The organism is Algoriphagus resistens, assembly GCF_001442615.1.
Lineage (GTDB): Bacteria > Bacteroidota > Bacteroidia > Cytophagales > Cyclobacteriaceae > Algoriphagus > Algoriphagus resistens.
In genome coordinates, this window is the sequence record NZ_LMXN01000015.1 from 91,792 (window position 1) to 112,429 (window position 20,638).

Consider the following 20,638-nt stretch of genomic DNA (forward strand, 5'->3'; position numbering starts at 1 on the left):
ACTTAGAGTAACTTTTAACTATCACACCATCAACCCAAAATAAAGACTGAATGAAAAATACACTTTTAGGTTTCCTTTTTATTTGCTTTGGCTCTACCCAATGCTATTCCCAAAGCAATCGGGTAATAAATCTTTTCCCTGAAGGAACTGTGCTTCACAGCAATATCCCCTACCAAAATGACACCTTAGAAAAACATTTGTTGGACATTTATTTACCTGCAAATGTTAGTGGCAAAGTCCCTCTGGTGGTATTTATTCATGGAGGAGGCTGGCTGAGTAATGATAAATATGCTGATATGGGCTACATGAAGGAGACCGTTTCAGAAATCATTGAAAGCGGCTATGCCTTGGCGTCTATCGATTATCGATTTAGCACTCAGGCAGTTTTCCCAGCGCAAATGCTGGACTGCAATGCGGCCATTTCCTTTTTGGTGGACAATGCAGATAAATATGGCTTTGACACCGAGAGAATCGTGGTGATGGGCTTTTCCGCAGGAGGACATCTAGCTTCAATGGTTGGATTGGCCAAAAACAATGCGGTGGATGCTTTCTCCATTCCGGGCAGTACTAAGGATTTCAACTTCAAAGGCGTGGTAGATTTCTATGGACCGGCAGACTTAACCCTATTTCCAGGAGCAAATGATGCCAAATCTCCTGAGGGAATCTTGATCGGAGCAGCTCCACTAGATAGACCAGACTTGGCCAAAAATGCCAGCCCGGTGAGTTTTGTAGACGAAAATGATCCTCCTTTCTTAATAATCCATGGAGAGAAAGACGATATGGTCTCCCCCAGACAATCTCATTTGTTAAGTTCTTGGCTCACAGTGAAAGGCGTACCCAACGAACTGATTATTGTCAAAGGTGCTCCACACTTCGGGCCTATGTTTGACATGGAGGAAATCAGAACGAAAGTGATGGCATTTTTAGGAAAAAGTCTAAAATGAAAACTATGATACCGGCTGCCTACCCTCCTGTTTTCGCGGCTTTGGCAAATGCACTAAATAAAGCTACCGGGAAGAGGTTTTATGGTCAGCCTTTTATCAATCAGTTGAAAAGTTAGTAGAATTTAGATTCCTTTTAAATAGCCCACTTCGGCAGCAGAAAATAAACTTCGTTTGAATTTCGTAAGCAACACTCCTTGTAAATAATTAATTTAGAGACAAATACAACACTTATGGCACAGTTTAATTTGAACATCAACGGAAACTCCATGAATGTAGATGTAGATCCCAATACTCCTTTGTTATGGGTGCTGAGAGATCATTTAGATTTGGTCGGAACCAAATTCGGTTGTGGAATCGCACAATGCGGTGCATGTACGGTTCATGTAGATGGTGAAGCAGTCAGGTCATGCTCCTACCCTGTCAGTGTAATTGAAGACAAAAAGGTCGTAACGATTGAAGGCTTGTCTGAAACCGGCGATCACCCGGTACAAAAAGCCTGGCTGGAACATGATGTCCCACAATGTGGCTATTGCCAATCCGGGCAAATCATGTCGGCAGCAGCATTGCTGAAGAAAAACCCAACACCAAATGATGAGGATATAGCTAATGCCATGAATGGAAACATCTGCCGCTGTGGTACCTATACCAGAATCAAAGCAGCTGTTAAAACTGCCTCTCAATCACTTTAATCCGCCAAACCATGACATTAATTGATAAAAAATTAAATAGAAGATCCTTCCTGAAAGTCTCTACACTGGCCGGAGGCGGAATGATATTGAGTTTCAGTTGGCTGGCCGGATGTAAACCTACCGCAGAAGAAGTGTTAACCATGCCTGATGAGTGGTTTGAGATCAACAGCTATATCAAAATCGGAGAAAATGGAGCTGTTACGTTATTTAATCCGAATCCTGAATTCGGTTCAAATGTAAAAACCTCTCTTCCTATGCTTCTGGCGGAAGAGTTGGATGTTGACTGGAAATATGTCTTTGTTGAACAGGCCGACTTCTATCCTGAGCGCTTCGACCGCCAATTCACCGGCGGAAGTCAGGGAATTCGTTCCGGTTGGAAGCCACTGCGTACCGCTGGAGCCACTGCCAGACATCTAATAGTTGCTGCTGCATCCCAAGCCTGGAATGTACCTGCCGATGAAATCACCACCAATGCCGGAACAATCGAACATAAATCATCAGGAAAAAAAGCTGGATATGGTGAAATGGCTTCTTTGGCAGGAACATTGGAAGTGCCGGATCCTGAATCTGTTAAACTGAAGGAAATAGCAGATTTTAAAATAATAGGCAACTCCAAAAAGAATGTGGATGGCATAAAAATCGTAACCGGCAAACCGATGTTTGCCCTGGACCATAAAGTGGAAGGGATGAAATATGCAGCCATTGTCCATCCTCCTGCTTTTGGGATGAAGCTAAAATCATTTGACAAAAGCTCTGTTACTTCCTTACCGGGAATTCAGGATGCCTTTGAAGTGAAGGTCTTCAAGGATGATTACAGTAGGAATTTCTTTGATACTACCACTTTTCCTGAGATTATCGCCATCGTTGGAAACTCCACCTGGGAAGTGCTGCAGGCTAAGAAAAGTCTCAAAGCAGAATGGGAGAAAGCCCCGGAAAGCACTTTCCCTATGGCCGGAAGAGGTGGCCAGGCTATGGACATCAAAGTACCGGAAGGACTTGAAAATTCCAGTTCACATAAAGAAAAGATGGCTGAGTACATAACCAAACCTGGAAATGTACTTAGAAAGGACGGGGATCCGGAAGGCGCTTTCAAATCTGCGGCCAGAGTTCTCGAAAGAACCTACTCGGCGCCATTTTTGGCACATAATACCATGGAGCCGATGAATGCATTTGCAGATGTAAAAGGTGACAAAGCTATCATCTATGCACCTACCCAAGCCCCAGAATTGATCAGGCAGACAATTTCCAGCAGCCTGGGGATCCCACTGGAAAACGTACAGATCAACCTTGCCCGAATGGGAGGAGGATTTGGGCGTAGAGCATATAGTCATCATCTGACAGAAGCGGCTTTGATTTCCCAAAAAATCCAGGCTCCGGTGAAGATGGTTTATACCCGTGAAGATGATATGAGTGCAGGTGTTTACCGCCCTACTTACGCTGCCACCTATCGAGCCGCTTTGGACGGAAACAATAACCTACTTGCACTTCATGTGAAAGCCGGGGGTATTCCTGAGTCCCCTATTCATGCCAATAGGTTCCCTGCGGGAGCTATTGATAATTACCTGGCAGAAGGCTGGCAGATCGAATCCAACATTACCATCGGGGCATTCCGGGCACCGAGATCCAACTTTATCGCCGGTGCGGAACAGAGCTTTTTGGATGAACTGGCAGAGGAAATGGGCAAAGATCCGATCGATTTCCGCCTGGAATTGCTGAAAAGAGCCGAAACCAATCCTGTAGGTGAAAACAATGATTACGATCCAAAACGCTATGCAGGCGTACTGGAACTGGTCAGGGAAAAATCAAACTGGTCTTCCGTACCAAATGGGGTTTCGCGTGGGGTTTCTGCTTACTTCTGCCATAATTCCTACGTCGCTGAAGTGGTAGATGTCAGCATCAAAGACAATCAGCCCGTGGTAGAAAGTGTGTTTGCTGCAGTGGATTGTGGAATTGTAGTCAATCCCGATGCTGCCGCAAATATGGGAGAAGGTGCGATTGTGGATGGAATAGGCAATGCTTTCTTTGGAGAAATGGCTTTCGAAAATGGAGCACCGACCAAGACAAATTTTGATAAATACCGCATGATCCGACACAGTGAAGCACCGAAGAAAATCGAAGTGCATTTCGTGGATAATAAGGAAGATCCTACCGGCTTGGGTGAACCACTCTTCCCTCCTGTCTTCGCGGCTCTGGGCAACTCACTCTATAGAGCAACCGGCAAGCGACTATACGAGCAGCCGTTCCAGCCGCAAATCATGCAGATGGAAAATCTTCGAATGTAATTCAAAACCGACAATGACTATGTCAATTAGCCCTGGATTCTAAGCTTTTGACATAGTCAATGGTCGATTTGGCCACCCCAAAACTTGCTGGAATCATTAAGTAATCGAAATTAATACACGCTACTTTGATAAGCGCCTGATGATGGATACAATGTTCTAAATTATAGCAAAGCTCCCGGTAGTAGCTACTTCGTATAGTTTCACGCTCTGATCCTGAGGATATGTTTAGAAGAATTTCTTTGTCCTGTAATTGAAGATTTACTTGGATCTCTTTGATCCTTGCTAGCGCAAAATCCAAATCTATCTCCAGTCTTTTATCCCGTTTTCTATCATCGTAACAAACAATTCCTGACTCATACTGAGCCAGTAGACACTCGTACAATTCCAGAATATGGCGAACATGCTGTCCAATACTTGAAGTCTTCAAAACAGGAGAAAAATCTTCAAAATCTTTGGGCCTTATTTGGATTAAAAAATCTGACAATTCTCCAAGAACTTCTAAATTCAACTTTGCTAGCATAGGTACTTTTTATATGGGTTAAAAACTGGTTTTTTAAAATACCACAAAGAATCAAACAAGCCAAGAAACATGTGATGGTAAGAGAGAAAATAGCTCCTTCATCTCCCCTTATCTCGAATAATTTCACTTTGTTGAGTTCCTTACTTTTTCAAATACTGCCATAAGCTTCTCAGTGTATCTCTCTTGCTATATTTTCGGTTTTGCCAGGTAAGATTAAGTTCCGCCATATTTGCCATATATTGAAAATAGGTGTTTAAAGTTTTCAGTCCCTCACGATAGTTTTTCTCCGGGGAATACATCTGAATAGGCTCTGCGTTGGCTCCGTTTACCTCCAAAATTATTACTTTCTCCGGATCTGATAGCTCTTTCATATCATCCACCTTCACATCCAGCCTACCATAATTGATCCCTTCCACTGGTTCAAAAATTCTTACAAAAGCTGTGGTCATTTCTGCACTGAGGTGGGTACTATAGTCCAAAAACACCGCGCCTTTACAGTGGTTTCCCATAGGGCTCAGTTTGAAGATTTCATTTCTTGAAGGGATAAAATCGGGGTCGTGCAGATGAATCAGAGATTGATATCTACTTGCTCTCGGATGATTTTGAATCAATTCAGAAATAGTGGAAACTCCATCTCCAATCACTTGAAGCGAAATCTTTTTGGTAAGGGAGGGAATCGAAAATTCTCCGGTTACAGGATTCTTAACGAAAAAAACACCGTATTCTTGCGACTTCTCAATGAACTCCTGAATCAAATAATCTTCTTTGGGTTGATCCAGTAGATATTTCTCCAGCTCATTACGATTACTGATCAGCTTTACCCCTTTTCCTCTCTCGCCTTTATCAGGCTTTATAATAAAGGGAAACAAGATCTGTTGAGTTCTGGCTTTTTCTAAAATCAACCTGATATCTTCATTTGAATGAATCAAGCAAGAAGCTGGTAAATTGACTTTAGGAAAGTGATTTTGAGCTGCAAACTTGGAATAATTATATAAGCCGCCATTCTCTAAAGTTGGATTAGCGGCAGCAAAGAAGTTTACTTTTCGGAGCCGGATAGCCCAGTAAATCCCAATTATGAACATGGGGATATGAAACCACCAAGCTGTCCTAAACTCGAATGAATTGTACATCCGGGTAGGATCTGTCAGCTTTTCCCAGCTTGTGGTTGAAATCTGCGATGATCCCTGGCTTTCATTGGCTACTACCTGCATGCCTTATTCGTCCTTTTTGACCGTCGGCCAGTTTTTATCTGCTTTTTTGATCATTTCAGCTTGATCAGCCATCCAATCCGTTTGCACTTTGCTATTGTAATTCAAATACAATTTATCATCTACAATCTTCCAGGCATCCGGGGAAATGGGAGCCTTATAGCCTGATGCCAAACCAAAAGCACAGTAACCACCGTATTGAGGCATATATTTCGAAGGATTGGATTTGAACAGGTCAAGATTTTTCTGGGAAGAAAAATACCAATTCGCTCCGTTGTGGGTAAGCCTGAATTCTTCTTTTCCCATCGTTGGCGCTGATTCTGTAAAATAAGCGACAGGATCATATCCCTTTATCGCTTTGTTGTTTTCAGAAAATACCTCCGGTTTTTGGGCATATGCTATACACACCGCTAGCATCAGCACAAAACTTAGGCTCACTTTTTTTAAGCTAATGTTCATAATAAACTAGGTTTGGGTTGGAGTGTTATCCAATCAGCAACTTTTACTTGTACTTAAAGAACTCTCCTTAGGCTGGAATTTTTTGTCGCTTGATATACAAATTGGAGAAAAAAAATTTAAACTTTCATCTCAACTCCACAAATAGTGACTCAAATCTCAATCCAGAACCTTAGGTTCCAGCCAAATCATCGTCAGACTCAATAAAAATAACCCAAGCCAAAACCAATCGGAAACTCTCTTTTGTGAAGGAACATTATCGGACAAGGCTTCTAGCTTTTCGTGGGATTTCAATAAATCAGCCCGTAATTTCTTAGCCCTCAAACTTGGCCATGCATCTGCAGCGTAACTGTAAAACGCTAAACTATCTTCCATTGAAACCCATCCAGAGTCCAGGTTTACAAACTTTCCTGTTTTGGAGAAAGGATTCACCAGAGATGGCTGGAGAAAAATTGAATCAGAGTCAATATTTACAAAATCCTCTTCATAATTTTCGCGATTTACCCAGATCTCAGCTTGCATTCCTGCAAATGCAGGTTGCTTAATCCCAACGGAACCTGATTCCTGAGGGAGCATCGCTCCCAGTATTTCTTGCCAAATCTCCTCATACCTCAGGCTATCGCCGGCCAATTTGAGCGGGAAAGTCTCACCCAGCAAACTCACGCCCACTTTGGCATTGCCGGTTTGCTGCATGGCAAAGGCTTGCTCAAAGGACGATTTCTGTGCAGTAGTATTTTCCAAAACATAAGGTGATGCTACCAGCTCTTGCCCAGCTTCCCTACTTACTTCAGCTGTGATCCGTTTAATTTTAAAGTAGGTTCCAAATGTCTTATTAATTGCAGAAACATCCTTCTCTGCCTCATCCAAATTAATTACCAAAACGGAGGTTCCATTATCAACAGCCTCGAGGGCTGATTGTTTGACAAGTTGTGACGGATCAATAATCAAGAACTGAAGGGAATCCGATTCGTTAGTTCCTGAACTTATGACGGAGTTTTTTGAGATATCAATCCGTTCATCTACCTGCTCACCTGAGTTGATCAAATGCTGCCTCAACGTCCTGATTTCAGCATCAGGAAAAGCAAATTGTAAACTGTATTGAATGGGTTTAGCAGCTTGCACAAAGAAATGAACAGGGCCAGCCAGACTATCATCCACCATGAGACTCAGCTCATTTCTTCCAACAACTTTAGCAGGAATTCTTAAGCTAAAAGTACCTGAATTCGGGTCTGTAATCGTTTCAGCCCGCGTTTCTCCTTGTTGAGCCAATGTAATTGTTACCGAATCCCCTGCTTCAATTTTGCCATTTACTACTTGCATTTCCCCCTCACGCAGAATTCCCTTCCATTCCAAAAAGGAAATTGAACCTTGTTCAGAATCTACAATCCATCTGACATCTTTCGTAGTGAATTTCAATAAATCTGCCTGAGTGAAATCATCACCTAAAAGATAAACAGGATTTCCCTGTCGGTTGTAATCGGTGATTCCCATTGATTTTTTGATTCCCAGACTATCTTTCCAAAAGCGCAGCTTATCTTTTGTAACAGATGCTGAATGAACCAATACTGCTTGCTCAGGCCGATTGGAGATCCAGGCCGGCTGAAATAGGTACGCGATCAGCACTAGAACAAAAAATGCGTTTAATGAAATCTTCACCGCTTTTCTCCAACCTTTATGGGTGGACTTTAGTATCCATGAAAGCTGAAAGCCGAATACGGCAATAGTTGACCCGGCAAAAAGCCATGCCCATGGATAAGATATCAAAGGTTCGAATTGAATCATTTAAACTTCCTCCAAAAAGCTTTTTCTAGTTCTTTTTGTTTGAGAGAAGATGCATTTACACCTTCACTTTGGGCTAAAAGAGGATATAGTTTCTGAAATAACTCCCTTTTCCCCTCTTCATCTATTTTTCCAGCATTCATCTCCTGAAGCCGCACCAAAACAGGCCAGTCCTGCATCCCTGAATAATTCATCCTGTAAGTCCAGAGCTCACCAAATTTCTTTACAGCGGTTTTGTCGCGGGCCGAAAGTTGTTGCTTGGGAAGCATTCCCAATACTTCCGCAGCAAGGGGCGCCAGTCGGGTGTTCATGGCTAGTTGAGCTACTTCAATTTGGGTCTTTAGTTCGTCCAGATCACCGGTCAACCGCTTCTCCTCTTCCTTTATCGGAGGTGGATCAAAACCAGTGCGCTTCACATAAACCCTCGATTTTTGCTGAACAGTTTTTAGATATTCCAGTGCCTTTTCCTGAAAAGGCAAGGCTTCTTCCGGCTCAAAAAGCCTCAGTTGCAATTCAGATTTCCACATTTGATCCAAGGCCATTTTCAGTGTGCTTTTTGTGGATTCCTCAAAATAAGTATTGGCTTCAGCATCCTCGTGATTGTGCATATAAGAGTCCAATAAGTCTCCCAGACCTCCGTCATCATCCGAAACATGGGATGATTCAGATTCATTGTGGGATTCCTGGTCATGGTCGTGTTCTGGCAGCAGTACATTTGCCGTAATTCCCGCCTCATGCTCCTCATCATGCCTGTGCTCATAGCCTTCCAGGAGATTCTCATTATCCTCCAACTTTCCACCGCCGGCAGTTTCTTCAAATTCTTCTCCCAGATACTGGCCATAGCGTAATCTAAGCATCTTCTGGTCATAGCCAATTTCATTGGAAATGACATTGAATTCCCGCTCAGTGAGATTCTTTTTATCAGCCAAAAGCTTTTGGGTATCGATGATGATCTGTCGCTGACTTCTGAAATAGTCCGGCATGACATGTATGGCCATTCCCACAAGTTCCTCCTCAGTCATTCCCGCCGAATCCACATAGTTGATAAAGTAGGTGTCGCTTCTCGAAAAGTTAGGTTCAGGCATCTTATTATCGATTGCCGCCCAATAATAATAAAGCTCATCACCTTGCCTGAAATCCAAGGCATCCAGGTCCAGCTTTACAGACAAATTTTCAGACTTGAAATTCCGGGAAGGAATCGGAATTCTACTTTCACGAAACTTCACATTTTCACCTGACCCACGGGCCAAAGTTGCCACCAGGAAAACTTCCCGAACCTGAAAGTCATCCGAGACTTTTGCAGACACCTGCATGATCTTAGGATCATTAATGAAATGATAGGTGTACAATTCCTTATCCGCAGGTTGGATCACAGGAGGTGTATCCAAGACAGCTTCCAAAGGAAAGTAATCAGATTCAAAGACAAGCTCATTATTCTTACTTGCGCGAAGCGAATAGATCCCGGAATTTCTCACCCGGTCACGGAGAACAAACTGATCTTCATTTTTCATAAACAGCAGCCCATCACCATTGGAATTGACTAATTCTAAGTTGAGATCTTGGGATTCTGAAAATGAAATAACCCATTCTATATCAGATCCTATAATAGTTTTTACTTCAAGTGATAATTGATTTACTTTTGGCAACCTTGTATATGCAGGAGGAGTGATAGAAACAGATGCCGAAGTCAGCTCTACAGGTAAATCAGGTACGGAAGTCCCTTCGACTTTACTGTTTGATTTGGTCTGAATTGCGGGTGCTATTTCTTCAGGAAGACTTAAGAGCGATAGTCCATATACACCCGATGCTAGAAATAAAGCAATCAGGAAAGGCCAGGTATTCTTATTCCAGACCCTAATTTCACTGCCATGGAAATTAGCATTTACCCGCTCCCACTGAAGCTGCTCCGCTATATTTTTGTCGGTCTTGTCGAGAAGTTGCAGACTGAATTCTAGGTTAGGAAACTGCTGATGCAGCAGCTGAATAGCTTTTATCCTCATACTTTGAAACATCCCTAAAAAGTATCCCGAAATGAGAAAACCAAGTACCACAATCAAACAGATCAGCCAAACAGAAGAAACAAAAATCATCGCAAATACAGCAACTGACAATCCGGAAAGCAAGGATTTCAATCCGACCTGCACATGCAGTTGCTGCTCACTTTTGGCGATATATTGTGCTATACTGCTCATAACCCTCTCTTATTGGCCAAGTATCGCTCGGCTCCAAAACATAGCGCAAAAAGGCCCAATAAAATCAAATTTAGATTTGCCTTCTTGTTTTCATTTTTGCGTGGCTTTATCAAAAACCTGCCCTTAATCTGGGCATAGCTTAAGGGGGAATCTTTCTTTTCCAGTCCCGAAAATTCCAGAAAAGCCTCAAGAATCACCTCAGGCAATTTCCCTGTCTGTACCAGTTCAGAATGTTCGAAATCCAGTTTATCCGAAAAAGTTACTAGGTTGGATTGCTCCGAAAAAGAGAAGCTGTCTGAGATAAAGTAGAGTTTATCCCTATCTGCTGCTGAAGAGATAATGCGGTCAAAAACAAGTCTTGCACTATCAATTTTTCCTTTTTCCGAGAAACCAAATCCATATACATCCTTGATTGCTTCCAGAGATGCATTGATAAATTCACGCTCGGTAGCTGAAACATCCCCCAGATAATACCCGAAATCTTCCTTTTCCAAACCAATCAAAGTTCCTGTTTCACCAACTTCTGAACTAGGAACCACCACGCCACTTGGATCAACTTCAAGCATTCCCCCGCCCTCTACTGAGATAAACTGTATTTGCGAGGCTGTCAAATCAACACTCCCCAAATGCAGAATTGGTTTGAGAGGACTCAGGTAAAAAGCTGATTTCAACCCAATTCTGGAATTTACCAAGTACAGATGAAGAGTAGATGTATTGCTAGGAACTAGATCAAGTGAAACTTGAATATTTCCTTCTTTTTTCTCTGATTTTAAATCATCTAAGTCTTCGATTAGAGTTAGATTATCATCTGCCCAATATACTTCCTCTTCCTTTTCTAAAGCCTGCAGAAGCTCAAACTTAAACTCTTCAGCCAGTTGGTCATTTGGCTGTACCAAATGGATAACCCGCTCTTCGGGGGTTTTACCCATCATAGGGATAAATAGCTGACTTAGCAGCGCCACCAGTAGCAAAAGCATAAGTATCCTCAACAAAAGCAGCAGGATATTCTCCAGACGGAACCCTTTGGCAACAGTGCTCTGATCCTTGGAAAGCCAGTGCATCGCTGCCCAATCAATTACGTGACCATTTCTTCCCTGCCACAGGTGAATCAAAACTGGAATGCTGATTCCCAGCAACCCCCAAAGCAATATGGGCTGAAGAAACTGCATCAGAAGAGTGTTTGCTTGGAAAGAAATCTGCTGATTACTTCGAAAATAGGATCTGTCAATTGCATCTGAAACAAGTAAACTTTTGGTAGAAGCAAAGATCTTTTAAACTCTGATAAATAGTTTTTTATAGATTCATTATAGTTTTTTTCTATCGACTTATGATTCAGAATTACAGTATGGTCGGACTCCAAATCCTTGAACCTAAAATTGCCTTTTAGATCAAACTCTTCCTCCTGCTTGCCTAAAATCTGGAACAGCACAATCTCCTTTTTGGGATGTCGCATTTGCTCTACTATATCGAGCCACTCATTCTCCTTTTGCAGAAAATCGGAAACCAGAATGATCAGTTCTTTCTGCTTGCTTTTCAACACCGGAAAATCCTGCTTCCCTATCGGCCAGGATCCTGCCGCCATTTCTTCTTCCAAATAGTACAGAATACGTTGAAAAGCCTTGGGTGAGGCAGAGACCTTCTGAACCACTTTCCCGTCCTGACAGGCAAAATAACTCAATGAGTCACCTTGCTGATGTGCCAGGTAAGAAAGTGATGCCAGTAGGTTTTTAGCGTAATCAAGGCGTTTGATTCCATTTTCCCCATAATTCATCGATCCGGATAAATCAAGCACCATACGGATGTGCAAATGGCTTTCTGCCTGTGATTCTTTGATCATGTACTTACCGGATCGGGAGAAATACTTCCAGTCGATCCGTTTGGGATCATCTCCGGGCTCATAGTACCTGTACTGCTCAAACTCAGACCCAACTCCCACACGTTTGCCAAGGTGCACACCGTTCGTGAGTTGTTCGCTTACGATTTTGGCAGCCAACTTCAAATTATTGAGTTTGATGATATCCAGATTACTTGCTTGCATGGATTGGCAATGATTCTAGGATTTTGGAGATGATTGCTTCAGGTCGGACATCCTCGGCTTCCGCCCGGAAGTGCAGTGAGAGCCGATGTCTCAATACGGGGAAAGCCAGCGTCTTGATGTCTTCAGGTGTGACAGCATAGCGTCCTTTCACCAACGCCCGAGCTTTGGCACAAAGAATCAAAGCCTGGCCTGCACGGGTCCCTGCCCCCCATTCTACGTAGTCTATAACAGCTTGAATTTCTGAATTTTCAGGACGGGTAGCTCGAATCAACTTATTGATATAAACAAGCAATTGAGAATCGATGTGAACTTCTCTTGTGAGTTTCTGTAAGTTTAATATATCTTTTGCTGAGAAAACAGCATCAGGTTTGCCTTTGTAAGTCCCTGTGGTTTTTTCCAAGACCTCCAGTTCCTCCTGCTCAGATGGATAGCCTAATTTGATATATAGGAGAAAGCGGTCAAGTTGGGCTTCCGGCAGCGGATAGGTTCCTGATTGCTCGATAGGGTTTTGTGTGGCGATAATCAAAAAAGGAGCAGGAAGCGGATGCTGCTGTCCGCCGTATGTAACTATTTTCTCCTGCATCGCCTCAAGCAGTGCTGCCTGCGTCTTGGGCGGAGTTCGGTTGATCTCATCTGCCAAAACCATATTGGCGAAAATCGGGCCTCTGTTGAACTGGAAAAACTTCTTGCCTGTCTCATGGTCTTCTTCTAGAATTTCCGTCCCCAGAATATCGCCAGGCATCAAATCCGGGGTGAATTGAATTCGCTTGAACCTCATCTCCATTCCCTGAGAAAGAGAATTTACCATGAGAGTTTTTGCCAATCCGGGCACCCCTTCCAGCAGGCAGTGCCCCCCTGCCAGCAGTGTGACAATAATTTCTTCAATCACAGACTCTTGACCGACTATGACTTTTGCAATCTCTTTTTTGAGCTGGGGAATCTTTGCCACCAACTCTTTAAATGCTGTTAATAATTCCGTGTTTTCCAATATCATTGTGTTAATGCATAAACCACTATATTGACACCAAACCTGGTATTGTCAACCTTTAGGAAGCGTTTGTTTCTGAAGTCATAATCCCACTCACAACCATAATCTTTATTACTATAGAGCACTCCTATTCTGCCATTTACGACAATAGCTTTCAAGTAATCATGGATCAGATCATCTCCCCATCCATTGAGCTCAAAGGAAGTTGCAGGTGGACCATCTTCAAACTCGAAGAAGGACGAATAAATTGGGTGGTTATTGGGTATTTTTTGGAGTGCATTTTCTCCAAAGATCTTGGCCATTTCGGCCTCGAATGACTTGGCAAAAAGCCCGTCTATGTCATGATTGCAATCGTCTGCAAAGACAAAGCCCCCATTCTCTACGTAAGTCTTGAAATTCCGCCGTTCTTCAGAGGAGAATTCCACCAGTTTATGTCCACTGATATAGCAAAAGGGACTCTTGAAAATCTCCCTGCTGCCCAGCTCTATTACTCTTTCCTTCTCGTCTACCGGAATGGTTGTGTATTCCACCAGAGAATTGAGCAAGTTGACAGGCATGCGCTGATCTGTGTCCCAATTGCCGGAGTTGTATTTTATTCTGGTAAAGAAGAAGGCTTGCATTGTAGGGAATAGTGTTCAGTCTCAGTGATCAGTTTGCAGTGATCCGTCTCAGTTTCCAGTTTGCAGCCAACCTTTCGGCTGCAAACTGAATATTGTACACCGTCAACTGAATTAAACAGCGTCAGACAAACTGGTAAAGGTAAAGTCCCGGATTTTCATAGCCGGAATCAAATCACCTCCTACTCGCTGCTGCTGACCCAATGCTTCAATATTGTTCAGCATGATGATAGGACTTTCGTTGAAGCGGAAGTTTTTCACAGGGAATTTAATCTGGCCATTTTCAATGTAGAAAGTTCCGTCACGCGTCAGGCCTGTATATAGTAAAGTCTGGGGATCTACCGCTCTGATATACCAGAATCTGGTTACCAAAATACCTCTTTCGGTACTTTTCACCATATCAGCTATGGATTGGTCGCCACCTGCTATAATCATGCCGCTGGGCCTTCCAGTAGGTTCCACTCCTTGCTTCTCTGCCCAATAGCGGGAATAGAACATATTTTTCACTACGCCATTCTCTACCCATTTCATAGGTTTTTGAGGATAGCCTTCATTATCCCATGGCGCACCCGGAATCTGCGGGCTAAGTGGATCCGAATAGATGGTTACACGCTCGTCAAATAGCTTTTCCCCCAGACGGGTTCCGCCTCCCTTTTTACTTAGAAAACTTCTGCCCTCATCAGCACTTCTGGCCTCCAGGCTTCTGGTCAGTAAGCCCATCAGGTCGCCGGCTGCCGTAGGCTCAAGAATGACTGTGTATTTACCAGGCTCTATGGCCTGGGCATTCTGTGAAGCCTGGGCTTTTTGCATGGCGATGTTTGTGACATCTTTGGAATTCAGCAGACTAACGTCGTTGAAATCACGGATAGCGTATCCTGATCCTGTACCGTCGACTGTACGCACCGTTATGGAAAAATCCACGGATGTGCTCTTGTTATAGCCAAAAAGGCCTTTGCTGTTTCCCTGAGCCACAAATCCCGAAAAATCCTCCAGATATCCGGCGGCAGTAAGGTTCTTCTCACTACTTGGACCGATACTATCCGCTGCGATCTGAGCCCGCTTATCAGGATTGATCTGATCTGTGGCGCTCACGAAAGTCTTGCTCTCCACATATTCTTGTGGTCCCAGCATCGGCATGTATTCGGGATTTTCGGGTGCCAGTTGGGCGATTTCCTCGGCTCTGGCAACTGCCTTTTTAAGTGATTCATCATCCAATTCATTGATTGTGGATGAGCCGGATTTTTTACCGAAGACCGAGGTAACATTCAATCCTATTTCATTTGTCTCTCCGCTGGTGCTCACAGAATTTCGTGCATAACGAATATTCCCGGTTCTGCCACCGTAAATCGTCACCTCGGTCTCATCCGCTTTTGCGTAGGAAAGTACTTTATCTATTATTTGCTTTGCTTCTTCTTTAGTCAAAATGGCCATAATTCTCGTGTTGAGGTTAAATATTTCTTCCCGTATTGATCACATTCACACCGTCGAAGCGGGTGGTAGAACTACCGTGTGAAACTGCGGATGACTGCGATGGCTGACCTTTCCCGTCAAAGAAAGAACCAAAAAATCTATAGTCATCTTTGTCGCAAATCTGGGAACAGGAATTCCAGAATTCCTGAGTATTGGACTGATAAGCCACATCTTCCAGCATACCTGCAATTTCACCATTTTTGATTTCATAGAATAACTGACCTCCAAACTGGAAGTTATACCGCTGCTGATCGATAGAATAAGATCCACGTCCGAGGATATAAATGCCTTTTTCCACATTCTTGATCATTTCAGCAGGACTTAGTTTCTCCGTACCTGGACGTAAAGAAACATTCGGCATACGCTGGAACTGGACGGAGCTCCAATTATCCGCAAAGCAGCAGCCATGGGATTCCTTTTCTCCCAAAATCCCCACCTGGTCACGAATGGCCTGATAATTCACCAGCACACCGTTTTTAATCAGATCCCATTCCTTGGTTTTGACACCTTCATCATCATAACCTGTATTTCCAAGGGAAAAAGGCTGGGTCTTGTCCGCAACTATATTTACTTGGTCAGAACCGTATTTAAAATCACCTGATTTCCACTTGTCCAATGTAGCGAAGCTAGTTCCTGCATAATTCGCTTCATAACCAAGTACCCGATCCAACTCAAGAGGATGTCCTACCGATTCGTGGATTGTCAACCCCAAGTGATCAGGATCCAATACCAAATCATATTTACCCGGTATCACAGACTTTGCAGCAATTTTCTCCTGGGCGTGTTTGGCAGCCTCGCTGGCATCTTCTACGATGTCATAGGTATTTTTGTAACTGTTGAAGCCTGCCGGATTCATGATTTTGTCTTCTGCCAGACCATCCATGTACTCATACCCCATTCCCATGGGAGCACTAAGCGCCTGTCTGGTCCGGAAACCTCCGGATTCTTTATTTACCGCCGTCACAGTGAAGGTAGGCCAGATTCTATGGATATCCTGATCGATGTACGAGCCATCAGTGGAAGCGAAATACTTCTGCTCATTGATCATAAACAGTGCGGAATTGACAAAAGCCGCTCCATTGTCTATTGCGGCATTATTTGCCTTCAACAAAAGATCAATCTTTTCTTTCACGGGAATCTCCAATGCATTCTTTCTGATTGGGGTATTCCAAGTCACTTCTCCGTGACCCGGTTCAGGAGCAAGTTCCACTGGCTCTTTCTGAAGCTTGGAATTTGCTTTGGCTATAGCCACTGCATTTTCGGCGCATTTCTTAATTCCATCAGGTGAGACATCAGAAGTGGACGAAAAGCCCCACGTACCATTGGCAATTACCCTAATCCCAACACCAAAGGTCTCTCCGTTGGAGATATTCTGGACATTTTTGTCACGGGTGAACAAATTTTGTCTTAGGTATCTTCCGATTCTTACATCGGTGTAGGCCGCTCCCTTCGCCTTAGCTGAATTTAAGGCAATATCAGCCAGAACTTTTTTGGCAGCAGCATCGATTCCCGGTTCGAGCAATCGCTCTGCAGAGACAGGATTCCCCATCATGACAAGTCCCGAAGTGGCCAGGGCACCGAGCCCCATTCCGGAAAGGTGGATAAAATCTCTTCTTTTCATCTTAGATTTCAATTGATCTCTTGGTTAAAGTTTATGGTTTATATTTCTACTGATGTTATTGGGTTTACTAGTTTTTCTCAAAGTACTTCTATCTCTGGATTAAGCAAAATAAAAATACAGACTCGGTAAATTTGCAGGGTATGAACCGGAATATCCCTGTTGAAAATTTCAAAAGTCCATTTTTTGAACCCATAGGTTACGAATTTTACAAAAATAAACCAGCCGCATAAACTGTACTGAACCCTTACTCTTATTAAGACACCAGGCCTAGTTGAAATCCTGTTTTGGGAGTTTGTCCTGACCGGTGTAAACATCGCTCCAACACATCCTCAAACTAAAGAGCCAGCCTTAAGCTTTCCATTTTATCCTAAGATAGCCGACCATATCAAGAAACGAAAGAATTTCAAATAAAACCAATTTTTAATATTTTTACATAATATCAATAATTATTGGCTAGTTTTTAAACCATTATTTTAAATAACACTGAAATATTTTCAGATTTATACTAATTTTTTACCCTATATTTTAAATTTGGTAAAACCACTCATGTAAATCCATTGTGGATTTTTAGAGCTCCAGCCAAATTAAATTTCTTCCACTAATTTATTTTTTCTCAAAAAAAAGGGAAGCAGCCCATTTTCAAAATTTATTATTGAGGCAGGTATTTAGTTCTCAAATCTGTAAAATAACCAAGATTTCAATTCTATTTTTTCAATAGAATTAGCCTATTAATAACCAAATCACAACCATATGAAAAAACTTAGACTAATTCTTCTATTGACACTTTTGTCGGGGGGAAGCCTTTTCGGTCAGTCAATGACAATCACCGGGAAGGTAGAATCCTCAGAGGACGGGCTTCCAATACCCGGAGCAAGCATCCAAATCAAAGGAACTACCAATGGGGCTATAACTGATTTAGATGGAAACTATTCCATCTCAGTCCCGGGAGCATCTTCAGTACTGATATATTCATTTGTCGGTCACGCTACCGTAGAGGAAACTGTGGGAACCAGATCAACAATTGATGTATCCCTGAACCCCTCTGTTAGCGACTTAGGAGAAGTAATCGTCACGGGTGTTGCCGTAGGTACTCCCACGAAAAAATTGGGTTTTGCCATTGGCAAAGTAGACAAAGAGCTGCTACAAGAAGCCCCGGCAACTGATCCCGGAAATGCTATCCGTGGAAAAGTTTCAGGAGTTCAGATTGTACAAGGGACCGGAAGACCGGGAACTGCCCCCTCTATTCGGCTTAGGGGAGTGACTGCTATTTCAGGAAGCCAGCAACCGCTAATTATAGTAGATGGTGTAATCACACAAGGGAGCTTGGCAGACATCAATATGAATGATGTCGAAAGCGTTGAAGTCCTGAAAGGAGCCGCTGCCTCATCACTTTATGGTTCTATGGCCGGAAACGGAGTAATACAGATTATCACCAAAAGAGGGGCTGAACGGGAAGGTGTGACCAGGATAACTTTACGTCAGGAAATAGGAAATAGCTACCTGGCAAATCAAGTCCCCCTGTCCTATCATCACAGATATCAGCTGAACCCTGACGGAAGCTATGTATTGACCAATCCCAACAACCCCAACACCCGGGTTGAGGAGGCGGATGGGATCATGGACAATGAGTATCCTCAAATATTTAATAATCAGGAATTACTGTTTAAGGCCCAACCATTCTACACTACCAATGTGTCTGTTGCAAACACAGGTTCAAAGACAAACTTCTTTCTGGGTTTTGAAAATCTGAACCAGGGAGGGATTGTAGTGGATATGCCCGCATACAAAAGGCAGAGTTTACGTCTGAATGTAGATCACCAACTTACGGACAAAATCAAACTGACAAGCAGTACACTCTATGTCAATTCGGATAGCCCAAACAATGGCGAAAATGGACAAAGCGGCTTGTTTTACCCTGTTCTAGCCCATGAACCTGATCAGGATTTGTTCGCCAACAGGGATGGAGGTGTATTACCGAGGTCTCAGAGCAATCTACAGAATCCTTTATATGAGGTGCGCAACAGGTTTTTCAGAAGAGACAGAAGGAGGTTGCTTCAAAATATTCAAGCAAATTATAAAATCCTCAACTGGCTTAGTTTAGAAGGACAATACTCTATGGACAGGGAGTGGAATACCAACGAAAACTATACTCCTAAGGGATATGTCACACAGAATAGGCCAGAAGGGGGGCTTGGCTCACTTTCACAGACTTGGAGAAACAAAAGTGCCGAAGTTGTTACCGCATCAGCGTATGCCCAAAAGAAATTTGGAGATTGGAATTCACTGCTGACGCTCAGGTATCAATTTGAGAAATATACTGATGAAAGAACTGATATTGAAGGTTCCAATTTCGCTGTCATTGACATTCCCAGATTTACAAATGTAGACCCAAGCACCTTAGATGTAACCAATTCAATAACAGACATTCGAGCTGAAAATTTATTTCTGAATTTGGGGCTGGACTATAAGGATAAGTACATATTTGAAGGATTAATAAGAAGAGATGGTTCTTCACTATTTGGAGAGGATGAGCGGTATCAATTATTCTATCGTGGAACCGCAGCATACAGGTTGTCTGAAGACATACAAATACCAGGATTTCAGGAACTTAAATTAAGAGCCTCCTATGGAACATCTGGGGCTAGACCTCGGTTTGAAGCACAATATGAAACATTTGACTTAGACCGAGGTGTTGCCTCAAAAGACGTATTGGGCAACAGAGCGCTAAAACCTTCAAAAATCGGAGAATTTGAAGTTGGTATTAATGCTACTTTCTTCAATAAATGGACTTTTGAGTTTAATTATGCCAACATCAAAGCGGATGATCAGATATTGGAAGTACCTCTTTCCAGTGTTGCAGGTTTCAGTTCTCAGTGGCAAAATGCCGGTACTGTACGAACTCATGCCTATGAGTTTAGCCTAGGTTCATTTTTGATTGAAAGAACAGATTTCTCCTGGAACTTCAATATCGTTGCGAGCAATTCCAAGTCCACAGTGGAGTACCTTGGAGTACCAACTATACTTCGCGGTGATGGAATAACCAGCGGCATGTTCAGAATAGCCGAAGGAGAACAATTTGGTGTTATGTATGGGAACGTGTTTGCAGAATCCGCAAGTGATTTTATTTTAGACAACGATGGTTTTATAACCAATATATCAGGCTATCTGCCAAATTCTGAATCCAATAAGACTCCTGCAGATTTTGAGCAAAACTCAGATGGGTATATGGTTGCAGCAGGTACAGAAAATACCTCAGCTGAATCCGCTACGATTTTATATGATCCTACAACGGGCCAAAAGCTTGATGCAAAAATAGGAAATAGCGCACCCGATTTGATAGTAGGATTAACCAATACACTTCGCTATAAGAATCTATCACTATTCGTACTCTTAGATGCACAAATAGGTGGGGATATTTACAATTCTTCCAAGCAAAATCTCTACTTCCAGGAACGTCATGGGGATCTGGACCAATTCGGTAAGCCTGAAGGTCAGCGCAAATCAGTGCCTTATTACTCAGGTGCTACCAGTTTGTATAACGGTGCTGCACCTTCAAAACATTTTGTGGAAAAGGCTACTTATATGAAGCTCCGCGAGATAGCCTTGACCTATAGAATTGATGAGTCCATGATGAATACAATAGGAATAGGAAAAGTCTTCCATGATGCAAAATTTTCTCTTATAGGCAGAAACCTCCTGACGTTTACAGACTATACAGGCTTTGACCCAGAAGTTGCTTCGCTCAGTGCCGATGATCCTACGACTTTCAGATCTGATTCCTATGTATATCCAATGTTCAGAACATTTACTGCCGCCATTGAATTAAGGTTCTAA

Annotated in this window: 15 protein-coding genes; 4 read left to right on the plus strand and 11 right to left on the minus strand. The window is 42.8% G+C overall.

Features of this window, described 5'->3' with window-relative positions:
• Positions 1 to 50: 50 nt before the first annotated feature.
• The 3 genes from AS141_RS21610 to AS141_RS21620 all read left to right on the plus strand — a co-directional run bounded on the left by AS141_RS21610 (position 51) and on the right by AS141_RS21620 (position 3,915).
• Entirely contained in the window at positions 51 to 944 is an 894-nt protein-coding gene (locus AS141_RS21610) for an alpha/beta hydrolase (RefSeq protein ID WP_082632381.1), read from the plus strand.
• 230 nt (positions 945 to 1,174) lie between these two features.
• Positions 1,175 to 1,633: a (2Fe-2S)-binding protein gene (locus AS141_RS21615; RefSeq protein WP_057939794.1), complete on the plus strand. Its 459-nt coding sequence runs from the start codon at positions 1,175 to 1,177 to the stop codon at positions 1,631 to 1,633.
• 11 nt (positions 1,634 to 1,644) lie between these two features.
• On the plus strand, positions 1,645 to 3,915 hold the full coding sequence (locus AS141_RS21620) for a xanthine dehydrogenase family protein molybdopterin-binding subunit (protein WP_057939795.1): 2,271 nt from the start codon (positions 1,645 to 1,647) through the stop codon (positions 3,913 to 3,915).
• A gap of 22 nt (positions 3,916 to 3,937) precedes the next feature.
• Here AS141_RS21620 and AS141_RS21625 read toward each other — a convergent pair whose 3' ends face one another.
• The 11 genes from AS141_RS21625 to AS141_RS21675 all read right to left on the minus strand — a co-directional run bounded on the left by AS141_RS21625 (position 3,938) and on the right by AS141_RS21675 (position 16,804).
• Positions 3,938 to 4,435 carry a hypothetical protein gene (locus AS141_RS21625; RefSeq protein ID WP_057939796.1) on the minus strand — a complete coding sequence of 166 codons (498 nt, stop codon included), beginning with the start codon at positions 4,433 to 4,435 and terminating at the stop codon, positions 3,938 to 3,940.
• Between the two features lie 140 nt (positions 4,436 to 4,575).
• Positions 4,576 to 5,646 (minus strand): ATP-grasp domain-containing protein, encoded by a 1,071-nt coding sequence (locus AS141_RS21630; protein WP_057939797.1) that lies wholly within the window; start codon positions 5,644 to 5,646, stop codon positions 4,576 to 4,578.
• Between the two features lie 3 nt (positions 5,647 to 5,649).
• The gene (locus tag AS141_RS21635; RefSeq protein ID WP_232424984.1) at positions 5,650 to 6,102 is read right to left on the minus strand and encodes a YHS domain-containing (seleno)protein; all 453 of its coding nucleotides are present in this window, start codon (positions 6,100 to 6,102) and stop codon (positions 5,650 to 5,652) included.
• Between the two features lie 156 nt (positions 6,103 to 6,258).
• The gene (locus AS141_RS21640) at positions 6,259 to 7,881 is read right to left on the minus strand and encodes a hypothetical protein (protein WP_057939798.1); all 1,623 of its coding nucleotides are present in this window, start codon (positions 7,879 to 7,881) and stop codon (positions 6,259 to 6,261) included.
• Positions 7,878 to 10,070: a hypothetical protein gene (locus AS141_RS21645; RefSeq protein ID WP_057939799.1), complete on the minus strand. Its 2,193-nt coding sequence runs from the start codon at positions 10,068 to 10,070 to the stop codon at positions 7,878 to 7,880. The genes AS141_RS21640 and AS141_RS21645 overlap by 4 nt, the downstream gene beginning before the upstream one ends.
• Positions 10,067 to 11,239 carry a BatA domain-containing protein gene (locus AS141_RS21650; protein WP_057939800.1) on the minus strand — a complete coding sequence of 391 codons (1,173 nt, stop codon included), beginning with the start codon at positions 11,237 to 11,239 and terminating at the stop codon, positions 10,067 to 10,069. Before AS141_RS21650 ends, AS141_RS21645 begins: the two co-directional genes overlap by 4 nt.
• Complete coding sequence (locus AS141_RS21655; RefSeq protein ID WP_057939801.1) at positions 11,239 to 12,108, minus strand: DUF58 domain-containing protein; 870 nt, start codon at positions 12,106 to 12,108, stop codon at positions 11,239 to 11,241. The genes AS141_RS21650 and AS141_RS21655 overlap by 1 nt, the downstream gene beginning before the upstream one ends.
• On the minus strand, positions 12,095 to 13,096 hold the full coding sequence (locus AS141_RS21660) for an AAA family ATPase (RefSeq protein WP_057939852.1): 1,002 nt from the start codon (positions 13,094 to 13,096) through the stop codon (positions 12,095 to 12,097). Before AS141_RS21660 ends, AS141_RS21655 begins: the two co-directional genes overlap by 14 nt.
• Before the next feature lie 2 nt (positions 13,097 to 13,098).
• Positions 13,099 to 13,716, minus strand: a complete 618-nt coding sequence (locus AS141_RS21665) for a DUF4159 domain-containing protein (RefSeq protein ID WP_057939802.1) — start codon at positions 13,714 to 13,716, stop codon at positions 13,099 to 13,101.
• Between the two features lie 111 nt (positions 13,717 to 13,827).
• On the minus strand, positions 13,828 to 15,144 hold the full coding sequence (locus tag AS141_RS21670; protein ID WP_057939803.1) for a TldD/PmbA family protein: 1,317 nt from the start codon (positions 15,142 to 15,144) through the stop codon (positions 13,828 to 13,830).
• A 16-nt stretch (positions 15,145 to 15,160) separates the two neighbouring features.
• Positions 15,161 to 16,804, minus strand: a complete 1,644-nt coding sequence (locus tag AS141_RS21675; protein ID WP_057939804.1) for a TldD/PmbA family protein — start codon at positions 16,802 to 16,804, stop codon at positions 15,161 to 15,163.
• A 750-nt stretch (positions 16,805 to 17,554) separates the two neighbouring features.
• Between AS141_RS21675 and AS141_RS21685 the strand changes: the two genes are divergently transcribed.
• On the plus strand, positions 17,555 to 20,638 hold the full coding sequence (locus AS141_RS21685) for a SusC/RagA family TonB-linked outer membrane protein (RefSeq protein ID WP_082632382.1): 3,084 nt from the start codon (positions 17,555 to 17,557) through the stop codon (positions 20,636 to 20,638).